This is a genomic window from Paenibacillus sp. GP183, assembly GCF_900104695.1.
Taxonomy (GTDB): Bacteria; Bacillota; Bacilli; order Paenibacillales; family NBRC-103111; genus Paenibacillus_AI.
In genome coordinates this window covers 3,850,256-3,875,419 of sequence record NZ_FNSW01000001.1, presented here as the reverse complement: position 1 = coordinate 3,875,419, position 25,164 = coordinate 3,850,256, and the positions used below count along the sequence as shown (strand labels likewise).

General features: G+C 49.8%; 23 protein-coding genes, 1 tRNA gene and 1 other RNA gene. 3 read left to right on the top strand and 22 right to left on the bottom strand.

Annotated elements, in window-relative coordinates:
- Positions 1-96: 96 nt before the first annotated feature.
- Positions 97-461, bottom strand: a transfer-messenger RNA (tmRNA) gene (ssrA, locus tag BLV33_RS19105).
- A gap of 180 nt (positions 462-641) precedes the next feature.
- Here ssrA and BLV33_RS19100 point away from each other — a divergent pair.
- On the top strand, positions 642-1,115 hold the full coding sequence (locus BLV33_RS19100) for a glutathione peroxidase (protein ID WP_090795187.1): 474 nt from the start codon (positions 642-644) through the stop codon (positions 1,113-1,115).
- 106 nt (positions 1,116-1,221) lie between these two features.
- Here BLV33_RS19100 and smpB read toward each other — a convergent pair whose 3' ends face one another.
- From smpB to BLV33_RS19050, 11 genes are all read right to left on the bottom strand, one after another.
- Positions 1,222-1,710, bottom strand: a complete 489-nt coding sequence (gene smpB, locus BLV33_RS19095) for an SsrA-binding protein SmpB (RefSeq protein ID WP_090795183.1) — start codon at positions 1,708-1,710, stop codon at positions 1,222-1,224.
- 12 nt (positions 1,711-1,722) lie between these two features.
- On the bottom strand, positions 1,723-1,863 hold the full coding sequence (locus BLV33_RS29410) for a hypothetical protein (protein ID WP_171909200.1): 141 nt from the start codon (positions 1,861-1,863) through the stop codon (positions 1,723-1,725).
- Positions 1,838-4,732: a ribonuclease R gene (gene rnr, locus BLV33_RS19090; protein ID WP_090795180.1), complete on the bottom strand. Its 2,895-nt coding sequence runs from the start codon at positions 4,730-4,732 to the stop codon at positions 1,838-1,840. The genes BLV33_RS29410 and rnr overlap by 26 nt, the downstream gene beginning before the upstream one ends.
- Before the next feature lie 85 nt (positions 4,733-4,817).
- Entirely contained in the window at positions 4,818-5,054 is a 237-nt protein-coding gene (secG, locus tag BLV33_RS19085) for a preprotein translocase subunit SecG (RefSeq protein ID WP_090795179.1), read from the bottom strand.
- A gap of 91 nt (positions 5,055-5,145) precedes the next feature.
- A complete protein-coding gene (locus tag BLV33_RS19080) occupies positions 5,146-5,853 on the bottom strand; it encodes a M50 family metallopeptidase (RefSeq protein ID WP_090795175.1) in 708 nt (235 codons plus the stop codon).
- A gap of 28 nt (positions 5,854-5,881) precedes the next feature.
- A complete protein-coding gene (gene eno, locus BLV33_RS19075; protein ID WP_090795174.1) occupies positions 5,882-7,174 on the bottom strand; it encodes a phosphopyruvate hydratase in 1,293 nt (430 codons plus the stop codon).
- 37 nt (positions 7,175-7,211) lie between these two features.
- On the bottom strand, positions 7,212-8,750 hold the full coding sequence (gene gpmI, locus BLV33_RS19070) for a 2,3-bisphosphoglycerate-independent phosphoglycerate mutase (protein WP_090795170.1): 1,539 nt from the start codon (positions 8,748-8,750) through the stop codon (positions 7,212-7,214).
- A 1-nt stretch (position 8,751) separates the two neighbouring features.
- Complete coding sequence (tpiA, locus tag BLV33_RS19065; RefSeq protein ID WP_090795167.1) at positions 8,752-9,504, bottom strand: triose-phosphate isomerase; 753 nt, start codon at positions 9,502-9,504, stop codon at positions 8,752-8,754.
- Between the two features lie 15 nt (positions 9,505-9,519).
- Positions 9,520-10,701 (bottom strand): phosphoglycerate kinase, encoded by a 1,182-nt coding sequence (locus tag BLV33_RS19060; RefSeq protein WP_090799058.1) that lies wholly within the window; start codon positions 10,699-10,701, stop codon positions 9,520-9,522.
- 245 nt (positions 10,702-10,946) lie between these two features.
- Positions 10,947-11,951 carry a type I glyceraldehyde-3-phosphate dehydrogenase gene (gene gap / locus BLV33_RS19055; RefSeq protein WP_090795163.1) on the bottom strand — a complete coding sequence of 335 codons (1,005 nt, stop codon included), beginning with the start codon at positions 11,949-11,951 and terminating at the stop codon, positions 10,947-10,949.
- Positions 11,952-12,010: 59 nt separating this feature from the next.
- Positions 12,011-13,039 (bottom strand): sugar-binding transcriptional regulator, encoded by a 1,029-nt coding sequence (locus BLV33_RS19050; protein ID WP_090795160.1) that lies wholly within the window; start codon positions 13,037-13,039, stop codon positions 12,011-12,013.
- A 232-nt stretch (positions 13,040-13,271) separates the two neighbouring features.
- Here BLV33_RS19050 and BLV33_RS19045 point away from each other — a divergent pair.
- Together BLV33_RS19045 and clpP are read left to right on the top strand one after the other, a co-directional pair.
- Positions 13,272-13,343, top strand: a tRNA-Arg gene (locus BLV33_RS19045).
- Positions 13,344-13,474: 131 nt separating this feature from the next.
- Positions 13,475-14,056 carry an ATP-dependent Clp endopeptidase proteolytic subunit ClpP gene (clpP, locus tag BLV33_RS19040; protein WP_090795158.1) on the top strand — a complete coding sequence of 194 codons (582 nt, stop codon included), beginning with the start codon at positions 13,475-13,477 and terminating at the stop codon, positions 14,054-14,056.
- A gap of 47 nt (positions 14,057-14,103) precedes the next feature.
- Here clpP and BLV33_RS19035 read toward each other — a convergent pair whose 3' ends face one another.
- The 10 genes from BLV33_RS19035 to hisJ form a co-directional block, all read right to left on the bottom strand.
- Positions 14,104-15,867, bottom strand: a complete 1,764-nt coding sequence (locus tag BLV33_RS19035) for a copper amine oxidase N-terminal domain-containing protein (protein WP_090795154.1) — start codon at positions 15,865-15,867, stop codon at positions 14,104-14,106.
- 203 nt (positions 15,868-16,070) lie between these two features.
- Entirely contained in the window at positions 16,071-16,340 is a 270-nt protein-coding gene (locus BLV33_RS19030; protein WP_090795150.1) for an HPr family phosphocarrier protein, read from the bottom strand.
- Positions 16,341-16,479: 139 nt separating this feature from the next.
- Positions 16,480-17,415, bottom strand: coding sequence for a DNA-binding protein WhiA (whiA, locus tag BLV33_RS19025; protein ID WP_090795146.1), 936 nt, complete (start codon positions 17,413-17,415; stop codon positions 16,480-16,482).
- Positions 17,416-17,420: 5 nt separating this feature from the next.
- Positions 17,421-18,404 (bottom strand): gluconeogenesis factor YvcK family protein, encoded by a 984-nt coding sequence (locus BLV33_RS19020; protein ID WP_090795143.1) that lies wholly within the window; start codon positions 18,402-18,404, stop codon positions 17,421-17,423.
- A 15-nt stretch (positions 18,405-18,419) separates the two neighbouring features.
- Positions 18,420-19,307, bottom strand: coding sequence for an RNase adapter RapZ (gene rapZ, locus BLV33_RS19015; RefSeq protein WP_090799056.1), 888 nt, complete (start codon positions 19,305-19,307; stop codon positions 18,420-18,422).
- Between the two features lie 29 nt (positions 19,308-19,336).
- The gene (locus BLV33_RS19010; RefSeq protein ID WP_090795138.1) at positions 19,337-20,290 is read right to left on the bottom strand and encodes an ROK family glucokinase; all 954 of its coding nucleotides are present in this window, start codon (positions 20,288-20,290) and stop codon (positions 19,337-19,339) included.
- A 158-nt stretch (positions 20,291-20,448) separates the two neighbouring features.
- Complete coding sequence (trxB, locus tag BLV33_RS19005; RefSeq protein WP_090795134.1) at positions 20,449-21,396, bottom strand: thioredoxin-disulfide reductase; 948 nt, start codon at positions 21,394-21,396, stop codon at positions 20,449-20,451.
- A 32-nt stretch (positions 21,397-21,428) separates the two neighbouring features.
- The gene (locus BLV33_RS19000; protein ID WP_090795128.1) at positions 21,429-23,183 is read right to left on the bottom strand and encodes a tetratricopeptide repeat protein; all 1,755 of its coding nucleotides are present in this window, start codon (positions 23,181-23,183) and stop codon (positions 21,429-21,431) included.
- Positions 23,184-23,280: 97 nt separating this feature from the next.
- Positions 23,281-24,231, bottom strand: a complete 951-nt coding sequence (locus BLV33_RS18995; RefSeq protein ID WP_090795126.1) for a ribose-phosphate diphosphokinase — start codon at positions 24,229-24,231, stop codon at positions 23,281-23,283.
- Between the two features lie 93 nt (positions 24,232-24,324).
- Positions 24,325-25,131 carry a histidinol-phosphatase HisJ gene (hisJ, locus tag BLV33_RS18990; RefSeq protein WP_090795123.1) on the bottom strand — a complete coding sequence of 269 codons (807 nt, stop codon included), beginning with the start codon at positions 25,129-25,131 and terminating at the stop codon, positions 24,325-24,327.
- Positions 25,132-25,164 lie beyond the last annotated feature (33 nt).

Sequence of the window (25,164 nt, the reverse complement as noted above, 5' to 3'; positions counted from 1 at the left end):
CATATTGCTGCCATACACTAAATCAAGCATATCCTTGCCAAGGCGGCAAAATTATGGTTGATTTCACAGAAAAACCCGCTCCAGGAGCGGGTTTCAAGATGGAGGCGAGGGGAGTCGAACCCCTGTCCGAAAACATCGCCACACAGGCATCTACGGGTGTAGTCACAGTTTTGATGTCACCCGAGCAGCGCCCCGTAACCGGCTATGCGTTGGGTCAGCCTGATTGTCTTCTTACGTCGACCCCAGGCGGAGACCGAACGTCGTATCCCACTATAGTTGAGCCCCTATCCTAGTCACATGGGCGATGCTAGGGAGGAGCACGCTAACAGGTTATTAAGCTGCTAAAGCGTAGTTGTTTTGTGTTTTGCCGTTTAATAGGCTTTAGCGTTGTTATAGTGGACGCGTCCCCACTACCCGCAACCCGCGCTCGAACTATCCCCGTCGAATCCAAAAACGCCCCCAAGATAAAAGATGACCCGTTACGACATAGTCGTTACTAGGTACCTTAATATTATATAGCGCCCCAAAATCAAAGTAAAGCCAGCACCAGTAATATAGCTATTCCTCCATAATTAACCGATAGTAATGATTGTGAGTTATAATGGGAAAAATAGACAAAAATATCAAAGGTGGAATCCATAATGAGCGTATATACATTCTCGGGTACAACAATTCAAGAGCAGGAGCTTCCCCTATCCACATACGACGGAAAAGTTCTGCTAATCGTAAACACGGCCAGCAAGTGCATGTTTACGAAACAATATAAAGAGCTCCAACAGCTTTACGACCGATACAAGGACAAAGGTTTTGCTGTGCTGGGCTTTCCGACGAATGAATTCGGGGAGCAGGAACCCGGAACGAACGAAGAGATCAATCAATTCTGTGAAACCAATTACGGAGTTACTTTTCCCATGTTCGCCAAAATCAATGTAAAGGGCCCGGATGCACATCCCCTTTTTCAATACTTAACCATGCGAACCGGCGGCCTTTTATCCAGGGATGTCAAATGGAACTTTACGAAATTTTTGGTCGATCGTCAGGGAAATGCAGTGCGTCGTTTTGCACCGGTGACAGCTCCAAGCCGAATTGCTAAAGACATAGAAAAACTGCTCTGAATCTAAAGTATTCCACGAAAATAAAACAACCATTCCACCTAGTTAAGCTAACTAAATGTGTATGGTCATATTGGTTAAGTCTATTAAGTGTAAAATAGGTCAAACATTAACGAGCTACCTTCTGCTTCTCACGAAGCGCGCGCTGGATATCGCGTTCGGCATCCTTCTTCGCTGCGGTTTCGCGCTTATCGAACTGCTTCTTCCCTCTGCCAACGCCGATTAATAGTTTCGCAAAACCATTACGAATATACACTTTAAGCGGAACCAGGGTGTAGCCCTCCTGCTTGGCCAGACCCAGCAGTTTGCGAATCTCCATCTTCTTCAGCAGCAGCTTCCGTGCCCTGGTGGGATCATCCGGGTTGTTTCTATTGCCTTGTTCAAAAGCACTGATGTGCATGTTGTGCACGAAGGCTTCCCCATTACGAATCGTCGAAAAGCTGTCTGACAAATTCGCTTTGCCCATTCGCAAGGATTTGATTTCCGTGCCGGTCAGCACCAGTCCGCACTCGTAGGTATCTTCGATGAAATAATCATGCGAAGCTTTTTTGTTCTGCGCGAGCACTTTGTTTTCGGCTTTTTTGGTCGCCACGTCCATCTCTCCTTTCGCCTAAGTGAAGCCTATTGTATCAACTTCGCCTCGATAAATCAAGAACCCGCCGCCCACCGAGGCGGCCCAAACATGGCTGCGCAGCAAAGCGCGCAGCCCAGACAAAAAGCGGCGATTACGTCCGCCGCTTTTTCGCACCATCGCCGTCGCCTTCCGGTTCCCGGCGGCGTCCGCTCTTGGCGAGCACGTTCACGTCGCTCGCCCAATTGCTCGTTCCCGCGGGCTTGGCGCCTGCACGCAGCTCGCGGTTCTTGGCCTCGATCCTTTGCTTCGCCGCCTTGACGCCCGTCAAGGCTTCACCGCTCTTGGCCTGCGCACCGAGACGCCCTCCGCGCTTGCCCTCACCGGCTCTGCCGCTTCCCGTCTCACCCGCTTTACCGCCTCGGCCGCGCTTCCCTTCACCGGCTCTGCCGCTTCCGGTGTCGCCCGCACTGCCTCTACTGCCGCCACTCTTGCCTTCTCCACCTCTGCCGCCGCCTGCGCTGAGCTTGACACCTTTGCTGGCGGCCGAATCAACCAACCCGGCCTTGCCATCCTTGTCTACGCCTGCGCCAGCTAACACGCCTTGCCTGCTGCCGTTCCGGCCGCTTCCCGCACCGGTCATGGCGCCGATGCTTTCGCCGCCGCCCTTGGTGCGTGCTTTGCCGCCTCCTGCGCTGCCAGCTTTGCCTTTACCGCCGCGGCTCTTGCCGCCCTTGGCCAGAAACCCGCCGGTGCCGCCGTTTTTGTCCCGGCTTCCTCCGGCTCGGCCAGCGGCGCCGCCGCTCCGCCCGCGAGACCCACCGGTTCCACCGCGTCTGCCACCGCCAGATCCACCGCGGCCGCCGCCTGTTGCTCCGCGATCCCCGCCGACCATGCTGAACTTGTTACCGCGCGACTTCATATTCACCATCTCAAAATCGATGGTCCGCTCCGCCACACTCACACGGGCCACCCGAACCTTGGCTTCATCGCCGATGCGGAACACCTTGGATGTGCGCTCTCCAATAAGAGCATGCTGCATCTCATGATAATGATAATAATCATCCGTCAAATCGCTGAGCCGGATCAGCCCTTCCACGGTATTATCAAGCTCCACAAATATACCGAAGCTGGTAACGCTCGAGATGATACCCTCGAATTCCTCGCCGATTTTATCCAGCATGAACTCCGCTTTCTTCAGTGCGTCGGTCTCCCGCTCCGCTTCCACAGCGACACGCTCGCGCTCGGATGATTGCTGAGCAATGTCAGGCATACGAGAAGCCAGGTAATCCAGCCGCTTGTCGGACATTCCACCGTTCTCCAGCACTTCCCGGATAACCCTGTGGATGACCAAATCGGGATATCGACGGATTGGAGAGGTAAAGTGCGAGTAATACTCAGCCGCCAAGCCAAAGTGCCCCAGGCTCTGCGCATCGTATCTCGCCTGTTTCATCGAACGCAGCATTACTTTGCTGATGACCGTCTCTTCCGGCTTCCCTTTGATCTCTTCCAAAAGCGTTTGCAAAGCCCGCGGATGCACGGTATTGCCTTTGCCGCGAACCACGTATCCGAAATTCGTGATAAACTCCATAAAATGAATCAGCTTCTCGGAGTCCGGATCCTCATGAATCCGATACAAGAACGGAACCTTCAGATAATGAAAATGCTCCGCAACCGTTTCATTCGCCGCAAGCATGAACTCCTCGATCATCATCTCGGCGATGGAACGGGTTCTTTTTACGATATCTATCGGCTTGCCTTCTTCGTTCACGATAATTTTCGATTCTTCAAAATCAAAATCTATCGCGCCGCGGCGCATCCGCTTACCGCGAAGCTTCCCCGCCAGCTCTTCCATCGCACGGAAATCCTCGAGCAAATAATCATACTTTTCCAGCAGCTCAGGCTCAACTTCCTCATCGGTCAGCAGCTTGCGAACATTCGTATAGGTCATACGCTCACTAGTGCGGATCACACTTGTAAAAATATCATGGCGAACCACATTCGCCTGCTCATCCAGCTCCATTTCACAGGACATGGTCAGCCGGTCCACTTTCGGATTCAGCGAGCAGATCCCATTGGATAGCCGATGCGGCAGCATAGGGACTACACGATCCACAAGATACACAGAATTGCCTCTTTGATAGGCCTCTGTATCGAGAGCTGAGCCCTCTTTCACATAATAACCAACGTCTGCAATATGTACGCCCAGCAAATAGTTGCCGTTAGGCAGCCTTTCCACATTGACTGCATCGTCCAGGTCCTTGGCATCCTCGCCGTCTATCGTTACGATCCGTTTGTCCCGCAAATCGCGCCGGCCTTTGAGTTCATCTTCGCTAATCGAATCCGGTGCAGCATCAGCTTCCAATATCACTTCTTCAGGAAACGCCTCGGGGAGCTGGAACTTACGAATAATCGCCAAAATATCGACACCCGGATCGTCTTTATGACCCAAAATCTCGATGATCTCTCCCTCTGCTGCCGCTCGTCCCTCCGGATAACTGACGATTTTGACAACAACCTTCTGACCGGTCGTCGCCCCCATAAAGCCTTCCTTGGGAATAAAAATATCACGGCCCACACGCTTATCATCAGCAACAACAAAGCCATAGCTCTCCTGATTCTGAAAAGTACCCACCAGCTGCGTATTGGCTCGAGTGACCACCCGCTCCACTTCGCCTTCGAGCTTGCCTCCGGCCTGGCTTTTGGAGGTTACCCGCACCAAAATAATATCGCCGTTCATGGCGGTATTCATATCGTGTGCGTTTATATACACATCGGGATGCTCCCGGTCGTCCGGAATCAGAAAACCGAACCCCTTGGCATGCGCCTGCAGCTTACCACGAAGAAGATTCATCCGCTCGGGGATGCCATAACGGTCGTTGCGCGTTCTTAGAATAAGCCCTTCATGCTCCAGCTCGTTGAGGATTTTCAAAAGCTCCTTAAAGTCCGCCGCTGTGCTAATTCCAAAATGCTGCTCCAGCTCTTGGTAAGTCATGGGCTTATAAGCGGTATCCCGCATAAAATCGACAATCTCTATCTTGTTCACCATAGTTCCACCTTCTTGTTGTTTCGTTTTTGCTATGAAAAGAAAAAACAGCAGGAGTAGAATTCCCCTGCTGTCCTGGTTTTATACATTAAAGTTTAACTACGTAAGCTGCAACAATCGAAAGGATGAAAAAAGCCGCAGCTAATCCCATGGTCAGGCGGTTTAAGAAAAGCTCCAGGCCGCGAGCCTTTTGTTTACCAAACAGATGCTCTGCGCCGCCGGAAATCGCTCCGGATAACCCAGCGCTTTTTCCTTTTTGAAGCAAGACGATCGCGATCAATCCGACTGATGCTATGATTAATAAAATCTTCATTGCTATTACCATATTGTGCACCCCAATTGCATGAACTTTGCCGAATGAATCAGCATGAGTATTCTATCATACAACCAGCAAGAATACAAGAATGAGCATAATCTCACTCCTGATAATAAGGCGATGCTGATCGTACAGGGCGTGCCCGCTTATTTCTACCAAGAAAGGCTTGAACAGCTCGCTTGGCACACCAAAGGGCGAACAAGGTAAACAGGACAGCCCACAGAAGGGAAGGAATACCCGTGAATTGACTTAAATTTGTTGCGTCGCCTGCTTTATTCGGATCGCTGAGTGCGTAAAGGACGAGTGATAATGGACCGAACACCGACTCCTCCAGGCATAGAAAGGCAAGCAGTAAATAGTAGAAATTGCGAATCCATGCTATTTTGCCGACGATCATCATGAATAAGTTCAGCAAAATAAAACCGATCAGCCAGGTGATGCCGAATTGATTGCGAACAAACAGCACAAGTGACAGAACAGCCAGCAGTGTGATGATTTGAAGTCCAAGCTTTTGCCTGCCTTTGGCATAGGCCGAGAACAGATACCAAGCAAACAACGATGCCGACATATAACCGGCCAGGGAGACAGGAATAACGGCCCAAGAGTTCGCTATCGTGGAATAGGTGACACCGCTGTGATTGGCATAAAGCTCAATGTACATGACTTGGCCCGAGAAAGCCAGCGTCATGATCGCATGTCCGAACTCGTGAATCATCGTATCCAGATTGCGAAAAAAAGATGTAGGGAGAAGGTGCGTCAGCATAGCGGATCCTATCAGAAATAAAATAGTTTTCAACCAGTTGCTCATACCCTCAACCCCTCTCATGGTTTAGGCTTTACTTGAATTTTTTAAGGTTGTAAAATGCGTTCTTGCCCGCATATTGAGCCACATAAGCTAGCTCGTCTTCGATGCGAAGCAATTGGTTGTATTTCGCTACACGATCCGTACGGGAAGGTGCGCCTGTTTTGATTTGGCCTGCATTGGTAGCAACCGCAATATCTGCGATTGTGCTGTCTTCGCTCTCACCGGAACGGTGGGAGATGACCGCTGTATAACCAGCGCGTTTAGCCATTTCGATTGCGTCAAAGGTTTCAGTCAGCGTACCGATCTGGTTAACCTTTACCAGGATGGAATTGCCGATGTTCTGCTCGATCCCCGTGGACAAACGAGTTGTGTTCGTTACAAACAGATCGTCACCCACTAATTGAACCTTGCCGCCCAGCTTCTCGGTCAGCAGCTTCCAGCCTTCCCAATCATCCTCGGAACATCCGTCTTCAATCGTGATGATCGGATACTTGTCTACCCAATCTGCAAGGAAATCAACGAACTCTGCGGATGTGTAGGATTTGCCTTCGCCTTCCAGGTGATACTTGCCGTCTTTATAAAATTCAGTTGAAGCTACGTCCATACCGAGGAATACATCCTCGCCCGGCTTGTAGCCTGCACGCTCGATAGCTGTGATGATGGTTTTAATCGCTTCTTCATTGGAGCTGAGGTTCGGAGCAAATCCGCCTTCATCACCAACTGCCGTGTTAAGGCCTTTTTCCTTCAGAACGGACTTCAAGCTGTGGAAAATTTCCGCGCCGATTCGCAGAGCTTCTTTGAAGTTAGGCGCGCCTACCGGAAGCACCATGAATTCTTGAACATCCACGTTATTGTCGGCATGTGCTCCGCCATTCACGATATTCATCATGGGAACCGGAAGTGTCTTGGCATTGAATCCGCCGAGGTATACGTACAACGGAACACCAACAGCCTCAGCAGCAGCGCGTGCTACTGCCATGGATACCGCCAGGATTGCATTGGCGCCCAGCTTGGCTTTGTTTGGAGTACCATCGAGCTCGATCATTTTGTTATCGATACCGACTTGATCCAGGGCATCCAATCCGATCAATTCCGGAGCGATAATGTCATTTACGTTTTCGACTGCTTTCAGGACGCCTTTACCCAGGTAACGGCTCTTGTCTCCATCGCGAAGCTCAACAGCTTCATAAGCGCCTGTGGAAGCACCGGAAGGCACGATTGCGCGGCCCATAACACCGGATTCCAGGTAAACCTCTACTTCTACTGTTGGATTCCCGCGGGAATCCAGAACTTCGCGTGCGTAAACATCAATAATTTCACTCATCGTTAAACATACACTCCTTATTATATAAATTGGTTGGTTAGCGATTGATAATCGTGAATCCGGTCATGTCCGGAGGCAGCGATATTTCGAGTAAATCCAGCATGGTTGGGGCAATATCGGCCAAAATGCCGCCTTCTCTCAGTGTAACATGTTTGTCCGTCACAATGAAAGGAACGGGGTTGGTCGTATGCGCCGTGTTGCGCGATCCGTCCGGATTCGTCACGACATCCGCGTTGCCATGATCAGCTGTGATGCACACCACGCCGCCTTTGGCGAGAATAGCTTCCACCACTCTGCCCAGGCAGGTGTCAGTCGCTTCGATCGCCTTGACGGTAGGCTCCAATAAACCGGAGTGGCCAACCATGTCAGGATTGGCGAAGTTCATGATGATCACATCCTGACGCTCCGCTTCGATTTCGGCTACTGCAGCTTCTGCCAGTTCGAACGCACTCATTTCCGGCTTCAAGTCGTACGTGGCGACCTTCGGAGAAGGAATCAAGATCCGCGTCTCACCCGGAAGCTCCTTATCACGGCCTCCGCTGAAAAAGAACGTCACATGCGGGTACTTCTCCGTTTCCGCAGTCCGCAGCTGCTTCAGGTTATGCTGCGCCAGCACCTCGCCGAGCGTGTTATCCAGGTTTTTCGGTTTAAAGGCTACGAAGCCCTTCACCGTTTCACTGTACAGCGTCAAACAGACATAATACAGCCTATTGGGCGGGTTGGAGCCGCGATCGAACCCGCTGAAATCCTCGTTCGTAAACACTTGGGAAAGCTGAATCGAACGGTCGGGACGGAAGTTGAAGAAGATCACGGCATCCTCGGACTCAACGAGTCCCACAGGCTGGTTTAATGAATCCGCGATAACCGACGGTATGACGAATTCGTCGAATTCGGATTTTGCATAAGATTCAAGGATCGCTGCCATCGGATCCGTGTAACGCGGACCTTCGCCATAGACCATCGCGCGGTAAGATTTCTCCGTACGCTCCCAGCGCTTATCGCGATCCATGGCATAGTAACGGCCCTGCACGGTTCCAATTTTGCCAACGCCAACCTCTGCAATTTTTTGCAGAAGCTGCTCCATGTACATCTTGGCGGAATCGGGAGCTACATCCCGTCCGTCCAGAAAAGCATGGATGTACACTTGATCCAGCCCTTCCTGCTTCGCTAAATCCAGCAGCGAGAACAAGTGTTGGATATGGCTATGTACACCGCCATCCGAAAGAAGGCCAAAAAGATGGAGCTTCTTCTTGTTTGTTTTCGCATATCTTACAGCCCCAAGCAGCATTTCGTTATGAAAAAAATCGCCGTCACGAATCGATTTGGAAATTCTCGTCAGGTCCTGATAAACGATACGTCCTGCCCCGATGTTCAAATGGCCGACTTCCGAATTGCCCATCTGTCCCTCGGGTAGACCAACGGCTTCACCACACGCTGTAAGCGTCGTGTGAGGGAATGTTGACCAATACCGGTCGTAGTTCGGTTTTTTGGCTTGAGCGACCGCATTGCCCTGCGTGTCCGAACGAAGGCCAAACCCGTCAAGGATGATCAGCGCCACCGGTTTCGGTCTGGACATGCTACTTCGCCCCTTCCACGAGCTGGATGTAGGAAGCTGGTTCCAGGCTCGCTCCTCCTACAAGCGCCCCGTCGATATCCGGCTGCGCCATGTATTCCGCAATGTTACCCGGTTTCACGCTGCCGCCGTATTGAATGCGTACTGCATCCGCAACTTTGGCGCCATATAGGCCTTTGACCAGCTCGCGGATGTAGCCGATAACATCCTGCGCATCCGCTGCTGTCGATGATTTCCCTGTGCCGATCGCCCAGATAGGCTCGTAAGCGATAACCACTTTCGCCGCTTGCTCGGCGCTGATTCCCTGGAAGGCCGCTTCCGTTTGCACCTTGCAAACGTCTTTAGTTTGGCCTGCTTCTCTTTCTTCCAGCTTCTCGCCCACGCATACAATTGGCGTTAATCCGTTTTTGAATGCGGCTGCCACCTTTTTATTCACCGTCTCATCAGTCTCGGCAAAATAAGCTCTGCGCTCGGAGTGGCCGATAATCACATACTCAACGCCCAGCTCTTTCAGCATAATTCCGCTGATCTCGCCTGTGTAGGCTCCATTGTCCTCAAAATGCAGATTCTGTGCACCCACATGCAGAGAAGTTCCTTTTACAGCCTCAACGAGTGCGGGCAGGTTTGTAAACGGAGCGCAAATAACGCTGTCTACGCCTTGGACTTCTCCTTTGCCCTTGACCTCATTCACGAAGCTCACGGCTTCCGTGACGGTTTTGAACATTTTCCAGTTGCCCGCAATAATCGGTTTTCTCATCGTTTGGTCCACTCCTTATTTATCGTTCAAGGCTACAACGCCAGGTAAAGCTTTACCTTCAATAAACTCCAAAGAAGCACCGCCGCCTGTAGAGATATGATCCATTTTATCCGCCAAATGAAACTTTTCAGCTGCCGCAGCAGAATCACCGCCGCCAATGACCGTATATCCGGATGCTTTGGCACATGCTTCAGCCACCGCAAGGGTTCCATGCGAGAACGGCTCGATTTCGAACACGCCCATAGGCCCGTTCCAAACGATCAGCTTGGATTTGGCAATAGCATCAGCATAGATTTCTCGTGTTTTGGGACCGATGTCGATACCTTCCCAATCTGCAGGAATAGCATCGATACCTACAATTTTGGTTTGGGCATCAGCACCAAATTTGTCCGCCACCACAATATCCACCGGGATCAGGAAATTCACGCCTTTTTCCTTAGCCTTGTTAATGAAACTGAGCGCTAGATCCAACTTCTCGTTATCTACAAGCGATTTACCGATCTCATGGCCCAGAGCTTTGATAAATGTATAGGAAAGCCCGCCGCCGATAATCACCGTATCCGCCAGATTCAGCAGGTTGCTGATGACGTCGATCTTATCTTTCACCTTCGCTCCGCCGACAATCGCGGTAAAAGGACGCTCCGGATTGTTCAGTGCCTTGCCCAGAACCTCCAGCTCCTTCTCCATCAAAAGGCCGGAAACTGCAGGAAGGTAATGAGCAATGCCTTCCGTAGAAGCATGCGCACGGTGCGCCGCTCCGAAAGCGTCGTTCACATATAGATCGGCAAGCTCGGCAAAAGCCTTCGCCAGCTCGGGATCATTCTTCTCTTCACCTTCGTAAAAACGCACATTTTCCAAAAGCAGCACATCGCCTTTTTGCAGCGCTGCCACCTTGGCTTTGACCGCTTCGCCAATAGCTTCATCCGCCTTAGCTACCGGCTTGCCGAGCAGCTCGGACAGCTTGGCGGCAACCGGAGTGAGCCGCAGGTCCTCCGCTACCTGACCTTTTGGCCTGCCCAGGTGACTGGCCAAAATGACCTTAGCGCCTTTGTCCACCAAATACTTGATGGTGGGCAGCGTCTCTCTGATTCGTGTATCATCCGTAATTTGCCCATTTTCCAAGGGCACATTAAAGTCAACGCGAACAAACACTCTTTTCCCTGCAACATCCGCATCGCGAACGCTTTTCTTATTCATGGACGGCATCCTCCTTGGGGATGATTTCTTTGTGGAGCTTTTTTGCGCAAATGAGGCTTTTATGCGCAAGTGAGGCTCTTTTGAGCAATCAAGCTTTGCCTGTAGAGCCCTTCGGCGTGCAATAAGCAGCAAAACACGGCTTTTCTGCTCGCTGGTGGAATTTTCTTTACTTTTTCGGTTTTCCATCCTTCATTCACACCGAAAGAGGAGAATCGCTTCTCCCCTTTATAAGTGTACGTGTGAAATTATAGGCCCTTTTTAGCGATAAAGGCAGCAAGGTCAACGACACGGTTGGAGTAGCCCCACTCGTTATCGTACCAGGAAACCACCTTCAGCATATTGTCACCAACAACCATAGTGGATAATGCATCAATAGTGGAGGAAGCCGGGTTGCCGTTGTAGTCACTGGATACCAGCGGCTCATTGGAGTAGTTCAAGATGCCTTTCAGCGAACCGTCAGCCGCTTCTTTCAAGGCTGCGTTTACTTCATCAACCGTTACATTCCTGCTGAGCTCTACGACTAGGTCAGTCACGGATACGTTAGGTGTAGGCACGCGCATAGACATACCGTTCAATTTGCCTTTTAGCTCAGGCAGGACAAGTCCGATCGCTTTTGCAGCGCCCGTGGAGGATGGAATGATATTCTCAGCCGCAGCACGCGCACGACGAAGGTCTTTATGCGGAAGATCCAGAACGGATTGGTCATTGGTATAGGAGTGAACGGTCGTCATCATTCCTTTGACGATTCCGAATTTATCATTGACCACTTTGGCCATAGGAGCCAGACAGTTCGTTGTACAAGAAGCATTGGAGATAATGGTATGCTTGGAAGCATCGTATTTGTCATCGTTAACGCCAAGCACGATCGTGATATCCTCATCTGTCGCCGGAGCGGAAATAATAACCTTCTTGGCTCCGCCTTTCAAGTGAAGGGATGCTTTTTCCTTGGCTGTGAAAATTCCAGTGGATTCCACTACGATCTCAACACCATAGTCCTTCCAAGGCAGGTTGCCAGGGTCGCGTTCTGCAAAAATTTTGATCGAGCGTCCGTTTACAATGATTGCGCCATCTCCGACTTCAACAGTTGCATCGATTATGCCGTGAGTGGTATCGTATTTCAGCAAATGTGCCAGTGTTGCAACATCGGTCAAATCATTCACAGCCACAATTTGTACATCAGGGTTGTTAAGCGCTGCGCGGAACACGTTGCGACCAATACGTCCGAAACCATTAATACCTACTTTTACCATAGTGAAATTCCTCCTAGAATATAGTTTCTTTTATATTTCAAGACATGCAAAAATGCACATCATGATGGCGCATACTTCAATATCTCTAGTGCAGCAGCTTCGTCAGTGACCAGCACATCCTCTTGCCCGTGTAAAAGCACGGATGCAATCGCTTCGCCTTTGCTTTGGCCGCCCGCCACACCGATAATGACTTCAATATGGAGAAGATCCTCCAGCCTGATGCCTACGGTCGGCATTTTGTGTACGACCTGGCCCTGCCTATCAAAATAATACCCGAACGCTTCCGCCAGAGCGCCCTCCGTCTGAAGGCTCTGCTTGGTTGCATCATCGACCTTGCGCCTGCGAGCCATGACCATAGCATCTCCGATACCGTGAACGACGATGCGGCTTTGTCGCACGACCTCGATGATCTCTTTGATCTGACTATCCTGAATCAGAGACTGATAGGCTTCCTCGCCCAGGTGGTCAGGGACATGCAGCAGCCGGTATTTACCGCCGGTCTTGTTGGCCATGGTCGAAGCAATCGTATTCGCCTGCAACTCGACACTTTCACCCAGACCCCCGCGTGCCGGTACGAACCAGCTGCTCTTCATTGGAGCAGAGGCTGTCAGGTGGTTGGCCACCTGTGCCATGGTTGAACCCCCGGTAACTGCGATCACGTCATTGTTAGCGACATATTTACGCAAAACTGCAGCTCCCGCACGACCTAGCTCTTTTTTAGTTAAATCTGAAACATCCGAATCTCCGGGAACAATGACGACCTGCTTTATTTGAAAAGCAGTGCGGATCCGTTCCTCTAATGCGGAAATGCCCAAAATTTCCTTGATCAGAGGCTCCATATCCTCCAATAACCGCCGGCCAGATTCAGTAATCTTCATGCCGCTGGCATCGATATCCAGCAATCCCTGGTCCTTTAAATAATCAACCTCTGCACGCAGCACCCGCTCGGTCATATGGAGTGAGCTTGCTAGCGTCCTTCGGCCGACAATACCCGTCACTTGAATATGGCGGAGGACGGAATGCCTTTTTTTCATAACCTCAAGCAAATCAGGCAGGAGTTGTTTCTGAATCTCGAGGATTTCTCTCATGGCAAATCGGCAGCTCCTCTGATTTCAAAGATGGACGATTTATGTCCCAGGTATGCATTTTAAGTCCCACTAGGACAAAGTAAATCTGTAAGCTCTTATATTATACCCAATTTCCCAAAATGATTCAACCATTTGGCGAGAAATCTCATCAAGTATTTATAATCCCTCACGGCTTGATTTTTTCTTGCGCCTACCGTATAATTACCCTTGCTTCATAATATTAAACATGCATGCGCCCGTGGTCCAATGGATATGACGTAGGCCTCCGGAGCCTGAGATCAAGGTTCGATTCCTTGCGGGCGCGTTAAACCCCTTTTTTTTCATTACAGTTTGACCTTTATTGACCTTTGAAGGATTTTTCGGTATTATGTTTGTAGAACCTTGATACAAGTTATACTTACAAATAAAAGAAGCACTAGAAGGAGGCATTTTCGTATGAGTTTTATTCCTATGGTCGTAGAGCAAGACGCACGCGGTGAGAGAGGTTATGATATATACTCCCGTTTGTTGAAGGATCGCATCGTCTTCCTGGGTACCGGCGTCAACGATGTTGTGGCCAACTCCATTATTGCCCAGCTGCTTTTCCTGGCCGCCCAAGATCCTGAGAAGGATATCAGCCTTTATATCAACAGTCCCGGCGGATCGATTACTGCGGGCATGGCCATCTATGATACCATGCAGTTCATCAAACCGGATGTATCCACGATTTGTGTAGGTATGGCGGCTTCCATGGGCGCATTCCTGCTTACAGCCGGCGCTATCGGCAAACGCTATGCCTTACCCAATAGCGAAGTGATGATTCATCAGCCTCTCGGCGGTGCCGAAGGCCAAGCCTCCGACATTGAGATTCGCGCCAAACGTATTCTGAAGCTGCGCGACAGCTTGAATAAAATTCTCGCGGAGCGCAGCGGACAGCCGCTGGAGCGCATCGAGAAGGACACCGACCGCGATTACTTCATGAGCGCCGCTGAAGCAGCTGCTTACGGCCTGATTGATAAAGTCATCGAACGCGTATAATTTCAAACAAAAAACCAGCTGTGCGCATGAGGCGCCAGCCGGTTTTTTTATTTTCTTTCATCCAATGGGTAAAAGACTAAATCAATCGGCAGCACGGAGCCGACAGGAGGAGTGAATTCAATATCAAGCGAATCCTCTTTGCCTGTTGTGCGTGCAAGGACTCTCATACCGTCCAGAGCTGTCATAACTCCTGTTGACGGAGCACTAACGATTTCACCGTTGACTTTGAAGGAGCCCTTAAAGATACCCCCGCGCGCCAATACCATTACGGCCATTTTACGCGGCTTGTCCGCATGGATTTTATAAACAACACCGAAATTACCGGTATTTACCGCTTCCTGCTTCATCGTGGCATCTGTACTTTTTATAAAAGGATCAATCTTATTGTCACCGATGGTTATTATATGCACCTTATCTAATGATGAGGCTTGGATATTCCAACTTTGCTCCGTAACCGGAAAAGTTCCTCTGGCTTGATCTGTTTTAGGAAGAACGAACAGGCTGGTTAAAGTGGATTGAGTCAGCTCGTTATCCGCGACAAATGTCACTGTCAGCTCTCCGTCCGTCGTGATGTCATAGAAGTTATTGGTCACTTCACCGGGATACAGATTGGGAACCTGCGAGTAAACCAAGGACTTATTGGGAGGGACAACGATCTTTTCATCATAATCCTTATTGATTAATAAATCTGAGGCCGTTTGATCACCCACAATATTCTCGTATACTGAAGATACCACAGTTCCTTTATGTGTGGACTGGATGGTCACGGGCTTATCCGTCTTGTTCGTGGCCAGGATGGCAAATGTCATTTTCCGACCGGTTCCATTCGTATGGTTGGCATACAATCTGGCTTTGCCATTCACTTGATCCTGATAGAGAATGCCTTTATCCGTTATATCTTGAGGACTGCTGCTGACCAACAGCTTGCGGTCTGAATTTTGGGTCACCGTCTTCGCCAAAGCTGGCAGTTCATCAAACCTCGACCATGGAACTCCCAAGCTCGTTTGAATAAATCCTCCGATGGGCTTCATGTAAAAGGGATATTCCGCCTCGGTCAAGTAGGGCTCATTTCTCACTATGACCTGATAGGTAAACCGCTCGCTGGTATGTCTGTGCTGATCCGTTACCTGCAGACTTACCTGATACTCGCCCGGTGTAAAAAAAGCTTCCTGTCGGCCGACCCACGAATAGCTGAGACCTTCCGCATCCGGATCATAGCTGAGATCCACGTAGCTCACAGGCTCTCCAATGCGGTAAGAAAGCTTGGCGGTTGTAAACTTGGCAACGGGTCGCGAATTACCGTCTTTTTCGATATAAATACTTGCCGGATGAGGAGTGTACCCAATGGTTACCCGTCTAAGCGCATCATCAAAGGTATAGCTTGCCCCCATATAATCCGTTACCCATGTTAATTTGACCAGCAGCTTCCCTCTTACGATCGCAGCCACAGTCTCAAAGGGAGTATCCACCCCATTGATCGTAACCTTGCGATGATCCGGATCCATCAGGATCTCGTATCCCGGAGGCGTCATTCGAATGGTGCGGGTTGCATCGTCCCATTTCACTGTAAAATCCATGGCATCTCCGAGAAATTTGGCGGGTACGTACATCTTGCTGTCGGCGAGGATGGAGCTTGGCACTTCCAATTCAATCTTCTGCCCATTGATGAAAGCATCCGTTTTATCTACATCCATCAGAATGGTGCTTGAGCTGGTGGAAATGGCGGCATCCACTGGATGTACGGCTAAAAAGCTCGATATCCAAACAACTATGGCCAAAAGTATTGCGGCTTGTTTCTTATGTAGCTTCATATGGGCTCCTTTGTTTATACGCGGTTTGGATTGATTTAACATGTGATTGGGACGGCAAATACCCCTTTCCCCTGATCTTACTGCCTATATAGACAGCTTGGATGAGGAAAAGGTTTCTTGCAGCGTATGGTTGTAACAAATTTGCCATATTTGAAAAGCTTGTTTAAAGTGAAAAGCTTCCAGCCCAGGAAGCTTTCAACGACTTATTGGTTTTCTAATTCCTCTTTGCTCACCAATGTGACTAAAGCGTTTACAGCCTGCTCCGCGTCTGAGCCTTCTGCACTAATGGATACCTCAGTGCCTGTGCTGATCGCAAGGCTCATGATGCCCATTATGCTTTTCGCGTTTACCTTCTTTTCATCCTTTTCCACGAAGATCTCTGATGAAAATTTATTCGCCTCTTGTACGAACAATGCCGCAGGTCTGGCGTGAAGGCCGGTTTTTAATTTCACTACGACTGGCCGTCTGGACATGTTACTAATTCCCCCTACTTTAACTCATATAAACTACATGATGTACGCTGCAACTGATGTTTATTAGACATTATAACATTATTCCCACATGTACACTAGAACAAATCAGAAAAACTTCATAAACGACCTGATTCACGGACTAAACCGATGAATTTCTCAGCTTTTCGGCCATTTCGTCGATTTTACGCAAACGATGGTTGACTCCGGATTTGCTCACATTCCCTTTCAGCATATCGCCAACCTCCTTAAGGTTCATATCCGGGTGCTGCAGACGAATTTTGGCCACTTCCCTCAGTTTTTCCGGAAGATTCTCAAGCCCGATATTTTTCTGCAAAAGGCGGATATTCTCGATTTGGCGAACGGCAGCGCCGATGGTTTTGTTGAGGTTCGCGGTTTCACAGTTGACGATCCGGTTGACGGAATTGCGCATATCCTTCATGATCCGAACGTCCTCGAATCGCAAAAGAGCTTGATGCGCTCCAATGATGCTGAGAAATTCAATGATCTTCTCGCCTTCCTTGAGGTAGAGCACAAAACCCTTTTTACGTTCAATGCAGCGTGCGTTCAAATCAAACCGATTAGCCAACCGGCATAAGGATCGGCAGTGCTCCTCATAAATCGAAGCGATCTCCAAATGATAGGAGGATCCCTCCGGATTGTTCACAGAACCGCCGGCCAGGAAGGCACCTCGCAAATAGGCTCGTTTACAGCAATTGTTGCGGATGATTTCTTTATCAATTCCGGGAGTAAACATAAATCCTTCTGAAACAATCCGCAGCTCGGAAAGCAGCTCCTGCACTTGACTCGGAACACGCACAATGTACACATTGTTTTTCTTTAAGCGCATTTTCTTGCGCACGAGCAGCTCGGCATGCAGTTGAAACGTCTTTTTGAGGAGGGTGTAGATTCTCCTTGCAATGGCGGCGTTCTCGGTGGATATATCCAGAATGACTCGCTGGCTCGAGAGCTGAACGGATCCATTCATCCGGATTAAGGCAGACAGCTCCGCCTTCTCACAGCAGGGCTCAGCTTCGATAAGCGTCAATTCTTTCTTGGTTTGTGCCGCAAAGGACAAAGGACTCACCTCTTCCTCATCATCCAGCTTTCTACTAGCTGATAAATATGATCACTCAGTTTTTCCGCATCATGCCGGAGATAGGTCTTGAACAGCACCAATCGGTCGGCTATGATCCGATAGCCTTGCCTCGCCACCTCATCCAAATCCAGATGTACGGCTTTGGCGCCTTGCTCGGCATATCGAGCTTGTACCTCAGGCGGAATTTCACCATTATTCACAATCACATAATCGAATAAAGGATGTCCTACGTGGTCATGGATGGCTTTCAAATGGTCGCTGACCGAATATTCGTCCGTTTCACCCGGTTGGGTCATCACGTTGCAAATGTACATTTTAACCGCTTGTGAAGCCGCTATTTCATCGACCACATGCGGAACCAATAAATTCGGAAGCAGGCTTGTATATAAGCTTCCAGGTCCGCAAACAATGCCGTCAGCCTCTCGAATGGCTTGGAGCGCCTCTTCCAGAGGAGAAACATCGGGCGGTTCAATGTATACTCTCTTGATAACTCCCTGTGCTTTGGGAATATTGGATTCGCCTTCGACTATGGAACCATCCAGCATTTCCGCTTTTAAATGGATGGCTTGATTGGATGCCGGAAGCACTCTGCCGCGTACGGCAAATACCCGATTCATCTCCTTGACTCCCGTTACGAAATCGCCGGTAATGTCACTGATCGCTGCCAAAATTAGATTACCCAGACTATGTCCCGCTAGTCCCGTACCCGATTGAAATCGGTATTCCAGGATTTTGGACAGCAGAGGTTCTACATCAGCAAGTGCTGTCAGCACATTTCGAATATCCCCGGGAGGCGGCATCTGCATTTCATTCCTGAGAATACCGGAGCTTCCGCCGTCATCCGCCACCGTAACAATCGCGGTAATGTCTACCGGCTTCTCCTTAAGTCCCCTAAGCATGACGGAAAGACCGGTTCCGCCGCCGATAACCACAATTCGAGGAGCTTTGGAGGGATCGTCACGTTTCATTTCCATTTCACCTTCTTATAGGCGGTCCCGATCCGCATCTCGATGACTCACTCTGACGATCTCCGTCTCACTGTTATCTATAACCTTGCCCAGATATTCAGCGATAGCCACTGACCTGTGCTTGCCGCCCGTGCATCCGATGCCGAGGACGACTTGGCTTTTGCCTTCCTTCTTATACTGCGGCATCAAGAAATGCAGCATATCGAGCAGCTTGCTCAAAAACTCCTGTGTCTCCGACCATTTCATGACATACTCGTACACATCGGCATCTTGCCCGGTTAGCGGCCGCAGCTGTTCCACATAGTGGGGGTTCGGCAAAAAGCGAACATCAAAGATCAAATCAGCGTCAATCGGGATCCCGTACTTAAATCCAAATGATACTACATTTATAGATATGCGGTTTGTCTCTAAATTGGTGAATCGGGCAATAATTTTTTCCTTGAGTTGAGCAGGCTTGAGCACACTAGTATCTATGACTTGAGTGGCCAGACCCTTGAGCTCCTCCAAAAGCTTGCGTTCAAGACCTATACCCTCCAGTGGTGAGCTGTCGGGAGCAAGCGGGTGTCGGCGGCGGCTTTCTTTGTAACGTTGGACCAGCGTTGCGTCTGTAGAATCCAGAAATAAAATTTCATAGGAGATCGTGAAATTATCCTGGATATAGCGAAGCGACTCCTGAAGAGCCGTGAAAAACTCGCGTCCGCGCAAGTCGATCACAAGCGCAACCTTGCCGATCTTCCCCTTGGATTGCTCAATCAATTCGGCAAATTTCGGGATCAGAACGGGCGGAAGATTATCGACGCAAAAAAAACCGAGGTCCTCGAGGCTCTGAACGGCAATTGTCTTGCCCGCCCCTGACATGCCGGTGATGATGACCAGCTTTGCTAAGGCATGGGTATCTTCCATCATTGACACCTTCCTTTCCAGTTGGAAGCTTATCGGTGGCGCAAATTTAATCCGGCCGCGCCGACGATTCCAGCATCATTGCCGAGAGTCGCGGGAACAATGTCTACCCCTTCTCGCGCTTGCTCAGGTGTATATTTCATATAAGCTTCACGCAGCGGTGCAAATAAAACTTCCCCGGCTTTGGAAACTCCTCCGCCTATGATGTATCGTCCGGGATTGAGTACGACGGATACCGCCGCCATCGATTTGCCCAAGTAGAGAGCTGCCCGGTGCACAATGCGAAGAGCGACCTCGTCGCCTGATTTGGCCGCATCGAAAACATCCTTGGCTGCAATTTTTTCCAGCAAGGCCAGGGAAGTGTGCTCTCCGCGCTCAACAGCATCATTGGCCATGCGCACAATTCCCGTTGCGGACGATACCGTCTCCAGGCATCCGATTTGACCGCAGCCGCAATTGATCGCTTCGATATCGGGGACGATGGACATATGCCCAAGCTCACCCGCCATGCCGCCTGATCCTTGATAAATATGTCCATTGATAATAATTCCGCCGCCGACACCTGTTCCCAGTGTGTAACAAACCAAATTAGGGATCCCTTTGCCCGCACCGCTCCATGCCTCACCCAGAGCTGCCACATTGGCATCGTTATCTATGGTGACCGTCTTGCCTAATTTCTCTTCCAATATTTTCTTTGCCGGAACGTTATGCCAGCCCAAATTAGGGGACAGCTTCACAAAGCCTTCCGGGATATCCATAAATCCGGCCAAACCTGCGCCGATCCCGGCTACCTGGTCCCATTCGAATTTCGAGTCCTCGACAATTTTGCGCACATATTGAGCGATTCTACCTAGTACCGCTTCGGCCCCTTCATCGGCCCCTGTCGGTCCCTCATAGGTGTGCAGCAGAGTTCCATGCTCATCACAAATGCCCACCTTAATATTCGTACCGCCTAAATCCACACCTATATAAATCTGATTGGCCATGAACATCGTCACCTCAACGAATAAAATCGTACTAATTGGGCTAATAGCTCCAGTTCCAACTATAAGGCAACCTATGAAACTGGTCAAGGTCGCTCCATAAGAAAAAGCGCGGAAATATCAGCTTCTCCACGCTTTTTCTGTATGATTCCATCCGTGCGTTACAGTGCTTGGCTCCAATCGTGAACCGCATGGCCCTCGAGAAATTTCTCGCAGTCCAGTGCGGCTGCGCAGCCGCTGCCAGCAGCAGTAATGGCTTGGCGATATTTTTGATCCTGGACGTCTCCGCATGCGAAAACGCCGGGAATATTGGTTTCGGTTGTTCCGGGCTTAACGATGATGTATCCCTGTGAATCCGTTGTAATTTGTCCGCCCAGGAAGCCGGTGTTGGGTGTGTGTCCGATGGCCACGAAGATGCCTGAGGTTTCTATGATTTCTTCGGTTGACGTTTCATTGTCGACCACTTTTAATCCGGTTACGCCGTGCTCACCATGAATAACGGCAAGCGGGGTCTTGTTAAGCGCCCATTTGATCTTATCGTTACCGCGTGCGCGATCCTGCATGATCTTGGACGCACGGAGATCTTGACGTCTGTGCACCAGCACGACTTCTGTGGCAAAACGTGTAAGGAAGTTGGCTTCCTCCATCGCTGAATCTCCGCCGCCGACGACAATGATCTTCTTGCCGCGGAAAAAGAATCCGTCACAAGTGGCGCATGTGCTGACACCGCGCCCGATGTTTTCTTTTTCATGCTCAATGCCGAGCAATCGGGCTGAAGCGCCTGTGGAGATGATCAGGGTTTCAGTCTCGATCTCGCCAAGTCCTTCAACCTTAAGCTTAAACGGACGGTTCGTCAGCTCCACTGAATTCACCCAACCGGTCTTGAACTCTGCGCCGAAACGCTCAGCCTGCTTGCGCATATTTTCCATTAGCTCCGGACCCATGATCCCCTCAGGGAATCCGGGGAAATTCTCAACCTCTGTCGTGGTTGTTAATTGACCACCCGGTTCCGGTCCTTCAATGACCAGCGGGCTCAAATTAGCCCGGGCCAAATAAATGGCTGCCGTTAGTCCTGACGGCCCTGTTCCTACAACTACTGCTTTGTACATGTATGTTTCCCTCCCCGAGACTTATATCCGAGCTATTCCTGCTCGGTCTCTTCCATGCTCAAAAACTTGGGGAAGATGGCTTCCATCTTCTCTTTCAATCCGCAGGCCTCATCGATAAGCTTCACATTCTTGCTCACGGTTGAGACCGTCACTCCATATCTGGAGGATACCTCCATATAGGAGATGGCGCGGCGGTGCATCTTGGCAATTAAATATTCCAGCGCGGCCGCCCAGCCCTCCGGCTTGGTTATTTTCGGAATTCCCGGGTAGACCCGCGTCAAATATTCGACCCATAATATTTCCAAATCATGCTGCTGAATGATATCATAGCGCTTTTGCATGCCGCGCAGCGCCGTCTCCAGAACCAGCTGCCATTTGGTTTCCCAGACAGGCAGACTCGGCGTAAACGGAGAGTCTTGAACGGAAATGACTTTGCCGTCCAGATGAGCGGACAAGCTATCCTTCACGCCTATGCTTCTAAGTACGAAGATAGCGACCTTTTTCAAATAATCGTCTTCCTGCGGCTCGAGGATAAAATCCTTAAGCGCATCCTTCACTTCATTATCCGCGATCAAGCCGAAGGCGCGAATCACCTGCAGCTTCGTATCCATGTCGCCATGGCGAAACGCCCAGAAGAACGAAGAACGGACCAAAGGATCCTTCTTCAGCTGCTCCGGAATCCCATGCGTCGATTTTTCAAGTACACGGAATTGCTCTTCAAAGGGCAGATGATAGTGATAGCTGAGCGTACTCGGCTTATCCCGATCCTTCAACAGGCGAAGCTGATCCAAATAAAACTTGGATATCTCCGTACCCGGATCCAGCTTCTCCACTTGACGCCAATGGCGTTCAGCTTCAACAAATCTGCCTATGTTGCATGCCGCAACAGCCATGTAATGGAACAGGCATGGATCAAATCCATCCTCGCCTGTTTTCAAAAGGCGTTTAAACAAGTGGTAAGCCTTCTCATGCTCACCCAGAATACCCATCGTTGTGGCCAGCTTGAATACATGGTCATGCTGGAAAGGTGAAGTCTTGCGCAGAAGTGCCAGCAGCTCAGCCAGCTCTTCTTGGTTGCCGAAGTGCTGATGGAAAATAGCCTGATTGCACAGCGCATGCAAATTGCCGGGATCGATCTCCAGCACCTGGTCGATCGTCTCCATCGACTTCTCAAATTGGCCCATATAATAATAGGCCAAAGCCAGATTATTACGCGCCGCCAGGAAATCGGGATGCTTCTTGATCAGCTTCTCGAGCTGACGAACCGCCTCTGCGAACTTGCCTTCTTCCAGCAGAGCTCGCGCTTTGTCGTGTTCGAACAATCCTTCCCTGCTTTTGATCGAGGTCAGCGGGGTCGGACGCTCCAGCTCGTAGCTGAGCAGCTCCATCATCTCTTCCGATTCCTCAAGGAATTGTCCGACGGGGTCCGTCTCCAAATATCGCACGATGGAAACTTCCGCCTGTTCAAAGCTTTCCATATTGGCGTAATTATTAGCCATATAAAAATGACATTCTGTCATCGTTGGATCAATCGTGTCCAAAATTTTCTGCAGGATTCGGTTAGATTCCTCATAATTGTTCATTTCCGAGAGAACCCCGGCCAAATTGCAATGGTTCACCGGATTGTCCGGTTCATAATCTACAGCCCTCTTAAAGTACTTGAGTGCCTTTTCATAATGAAACCGATCCAGGGACTGGACCGCTCTCTCGAAAAAGAAGGCGGCATCCATGTTGATTGAAATCACATTAGGCTTGAGCGTTTTGGACACCCGCTTTTTCTTTTCCATAGTGTCAGGCACCTCCGGTATTCTTGAATTTACTTCAAATTATACCATACAAAGAGGATAAGCAAAAAAAAGCTTTCCATATAAGTTCAAGGTTGATCTACACACCGCCGTATTTGAATAAGGATGATATGGAGCCGCCTTCCACGATAATCCGAATGGAATTGGAAAGCAGCGGAGCAATCGAAAGTACGCGGAATTTCTCGGAATGGTCATCAGGAATAGCAATGGAGTCGGTAATGATGACCTCCTTGATATTGGGATGATCCAGACGCTGCAGCGCGGGACCCGAGAAAACAGGATGAGTCGCGCATATATACACGTCGTTGGCGCCTCTTTCCTTCAGGCCTTCGACTACATTCACAATGGTCGTTCCGGTATCTATCAAATCTTCTATGATGATCGGGGTACATCCCGCTACCTCGCCGATGACATGCGTAATGACCGATTCATTATGATTCGGGCGTTTTTTGATCATCATGGCAAAAGGAGCATCGAGAATATTCGCCATTTTCTCAGCCGTTGTGGCACGTCCCACATCCGGAGATACAACGATCGGGTCAACCAGATTCTTCTTGCGGATGAAATCGGTAATCACATCAAGAGCCGTCAAATGATCTACAGGAATATTGAAAAAGCCTTGAATGGCCGGAGCGTGCAGGTCAATGGTCACTACACGTGTAGCACCAGCTGCACTGTATAAATCTGCTATGAGCTTGGCGGAAATAGGTTCCCGCGGAGCGGCTTTGCGCTCTTGGCGAGAATAACCATAGTACGGCAGGACAAGGTTGATCGTTCTGGCAGAAGCCCGTTTGGCCGCGTCCATCATCACCAGGAGCTCCATGAGATGCTCATTGATGGGGTGAGACAAAGTCTGGACCAGGAACACATCGCAGTTACGAACGCTTTCTTCGTATAAGCAGTAGATCTCTCCGCTCTTGAATCTGGACAATTTAATCTGTCCCAGCGGCATACCCAGCTCCGTGCATATGCGCTCCGCAAGCTTCGGATTCGAAGATCCGGAAAAGATTTTTAAATTGTCGCTGTACATGGTTACCTCCAAAATTTTCATTTAGGGAAAAGATTCTTATGAATTTCAAACGTGATGCTTATCCTCTACCATTATACATGAAAGAAGATCAATTTAAAAAGGAATAAGCTGGCGTTTTCTGGCGGAAAATGTGGCTAATTCGTTAAAGCCGATCTCTTTCAACAGACTGACAGCTTGATCCAAATATTGGCCCAGCCGCTCGGGCTGATGAGCATCGGAACCGATGGTGACGGGAATCCCCCGTTTAAAGCAATATTCCAGCATCCGGCGGCTCGGAAACATTTCATCACATGGCATTCTCAGACCGGAAGCATTGATCTCAATGGCCAGTCCCTGCTCTCTTACCGCTTCAAGCGCAGCCACTTCAAGCTCCCACGGATCTTGCTCGGGCTTGTAGCCATAGCGTTTGATGACATCCAGATGACCCATAAAATCGTAAAATCCTGTACGCGCAGCTTTCGACACTGCATCATAATACTGAGCATAAACCTCGTAGATTTCGCGACCCTCCCAACCTTCCAGCTGCCGGTAATCCGAGATGTCCCACTCCCCCAGAAAATGCACGGAGCCGATCACATAATCCCAAGGATACACATCAATAATACGTTTAATCTCCGTTTCATAGCCTTCGATATAATCGCCTTCAAGCCCTACACGAATATCAATTTGGCCCTTGTACTTCTCTTTCAGCTTCAAGCACTCCTCCGCATAACGGGGAAGCTCTTCCATAGGCATCGCCATACCGGGAAAATAAGTGGCCGGATCCACATGCAAAAGCGGCATATGATCAGAAAGCCCCAATTGTGCGAGGCCGATCTCTATGCCGCGTTTAACGTAATCTTCCAGTTCGCCGATGGCGTGACCACAGCGTACATGATGCGTATGATAATCAATCAACATCGTAAGCTCACCCCTGAACTCTTATTTAATCGT

Bases quoted from the DNA above. Each gene is read 5' to 3' on its own strand.
- BLV33_RS19020 (WP_090795143.1), bottom strand. From the start codon at position 18,404: ATGAAACGTGACGATCCCTCCAAAGCTCCTCGAATTGTGGTTATCGGC.
- BLV33_RS19010 (WP_090795138.1), bottom strand. From the start codon at position 20,290: ATGGCCAATCAGATTTATATAGGTGTGGATTTAGGCGGTACGAATATT.
- gpmI (WP_090795170.1), bottom strand. From the start codon at position 8,750: ATGTCCAGACCGAAACCGGTGGCGCTGATCATCCTTGACGGGTTTGGC.
- secG (WP_090795179.1), bottom strand. From the start codon at position 5,054: ATGGTAATAGCAATGAAGATTTTATTAATCATAGCATCAGTCGGATTG.
- tpiA (WP_090795167.1), bottom strand. From the start codon at position 9,504: ATGAGAAAACCGATTATTGCGGGCAACTGGAAAATGTTCAAAACCGTC.
- trxB (WP_090795134.1), bottom strand. From the start codon at position 21,396: ATGTACAAAGCAGTAGTTGTAGGAACAGGGCCGTCAGGACTAACGGCA.
- BLV33_RS18995 (WP_090795126.1), bottom strand. From the start codon at position 24,231: ATGTACAGCGACAATTTAAAAATCTTTTCCGGATCTTCGAATCCGAAG.
- BLV33_RS19000 (WP_090795128.1), bottom strand. From the start codon at position 23,183: ATGGAAAAGAAAAAGCGGGTGTCCAAAACGCTCAAGCCTAATGTGATT.
- gap (WP_090795163.1), bottom strand. From the start codon at position 11,951: ATGGTAAAAGTAGGTATTAATGGTTTCGGACGTATTGGTCGCAACGTG.
- BLV33_RS19030 (WP_090795150.1), bottom strand. From the start codon at position 16,340: ATGTCCAGACGGCCAGTCGTAGTGAAATTAAAAACCGGCCTTCACGCC.
- clpP (WP_090795158.1), top strand. From the start codon at position 13,475: ATGAGTTTTATTCCTATGGTCGTAGAGCAAGACGCACGCGGTGAGAGA.
- BLV33_RS19035 (WP_090795154.1), bottom strand. From the start codon at position 15,867: ATGAAGCTACATAAGAAACAAGCCGCAATACTTTTGGCCATAGTTGTT.
- BLV33_RS19050 (WP_090795160.1), bottom strand. From the start codon at position 13,039: ATGAGAGAAATCCTCGAGATTCAGAAACAACTCCTGCCTGATTTGCTT.
- rapZ (WP_090799056.1), bottom strand. From the start codon at position 19,307: ATGGAAGATACCCATGCCTTAGCAAAGCTGGTCATCATCACCGGCATG.
- hisJ (WP_090795123.1), bottom strand. From the start codon at position 25,131: ATGTTGATTGATTATCATACGCATCATGTACGCTGTGGTCACGCCATC.
- BLV33_RS19060 (WP_090799058.1), bottom strand. From the start codon at position 10,701: ATGAATAAGAAAAGCGTTCGCGATGCGGATGTTGCAGGGAAAAGAGTG.
- BLV33_RS19100 (WP_090795187.1), top strand. From the start codon at position 642: ATGAGCGTATATACATTCTCGGGTACAACAATTCAAGAGCAGGAGCTT.
- BLV33_RS29410 (WP_171909200.1), bottom strand. From the start codon at position 1,863: ATGGTGCGAAAAAGCGGCGGACGTAATCGCCGCTTTTTGTCTGGGCTG.
- eno (WP_090795174.1), bottom strand. From the start codon at position 7,174: ATGAGTGAAATTATTGATGTTTACGCACGCGAAGTTCTGGATTCCCGC.
- rnr (WP_090795180.1), bottom strand. From the start codon at position 4,732: ATGGTGAACAAGATAGAGATTGTCGATTTTATGCGGGATACCGCTTAT.
- smpB (WP_090795183.1), bottom strand. From the start codon at position 1,710: ATGGACGTGGCGACCAAAAAAGCCGAAAACAAAGTGCTCGCGCAGAAC.
- BLV33_RS19080 (WP_090795175.1), bottom strand. From the start codon at position 5,853: ATGAGCAACTGGTTGAAAACTATTTTATTTCTGATAGGATCCGCTATG.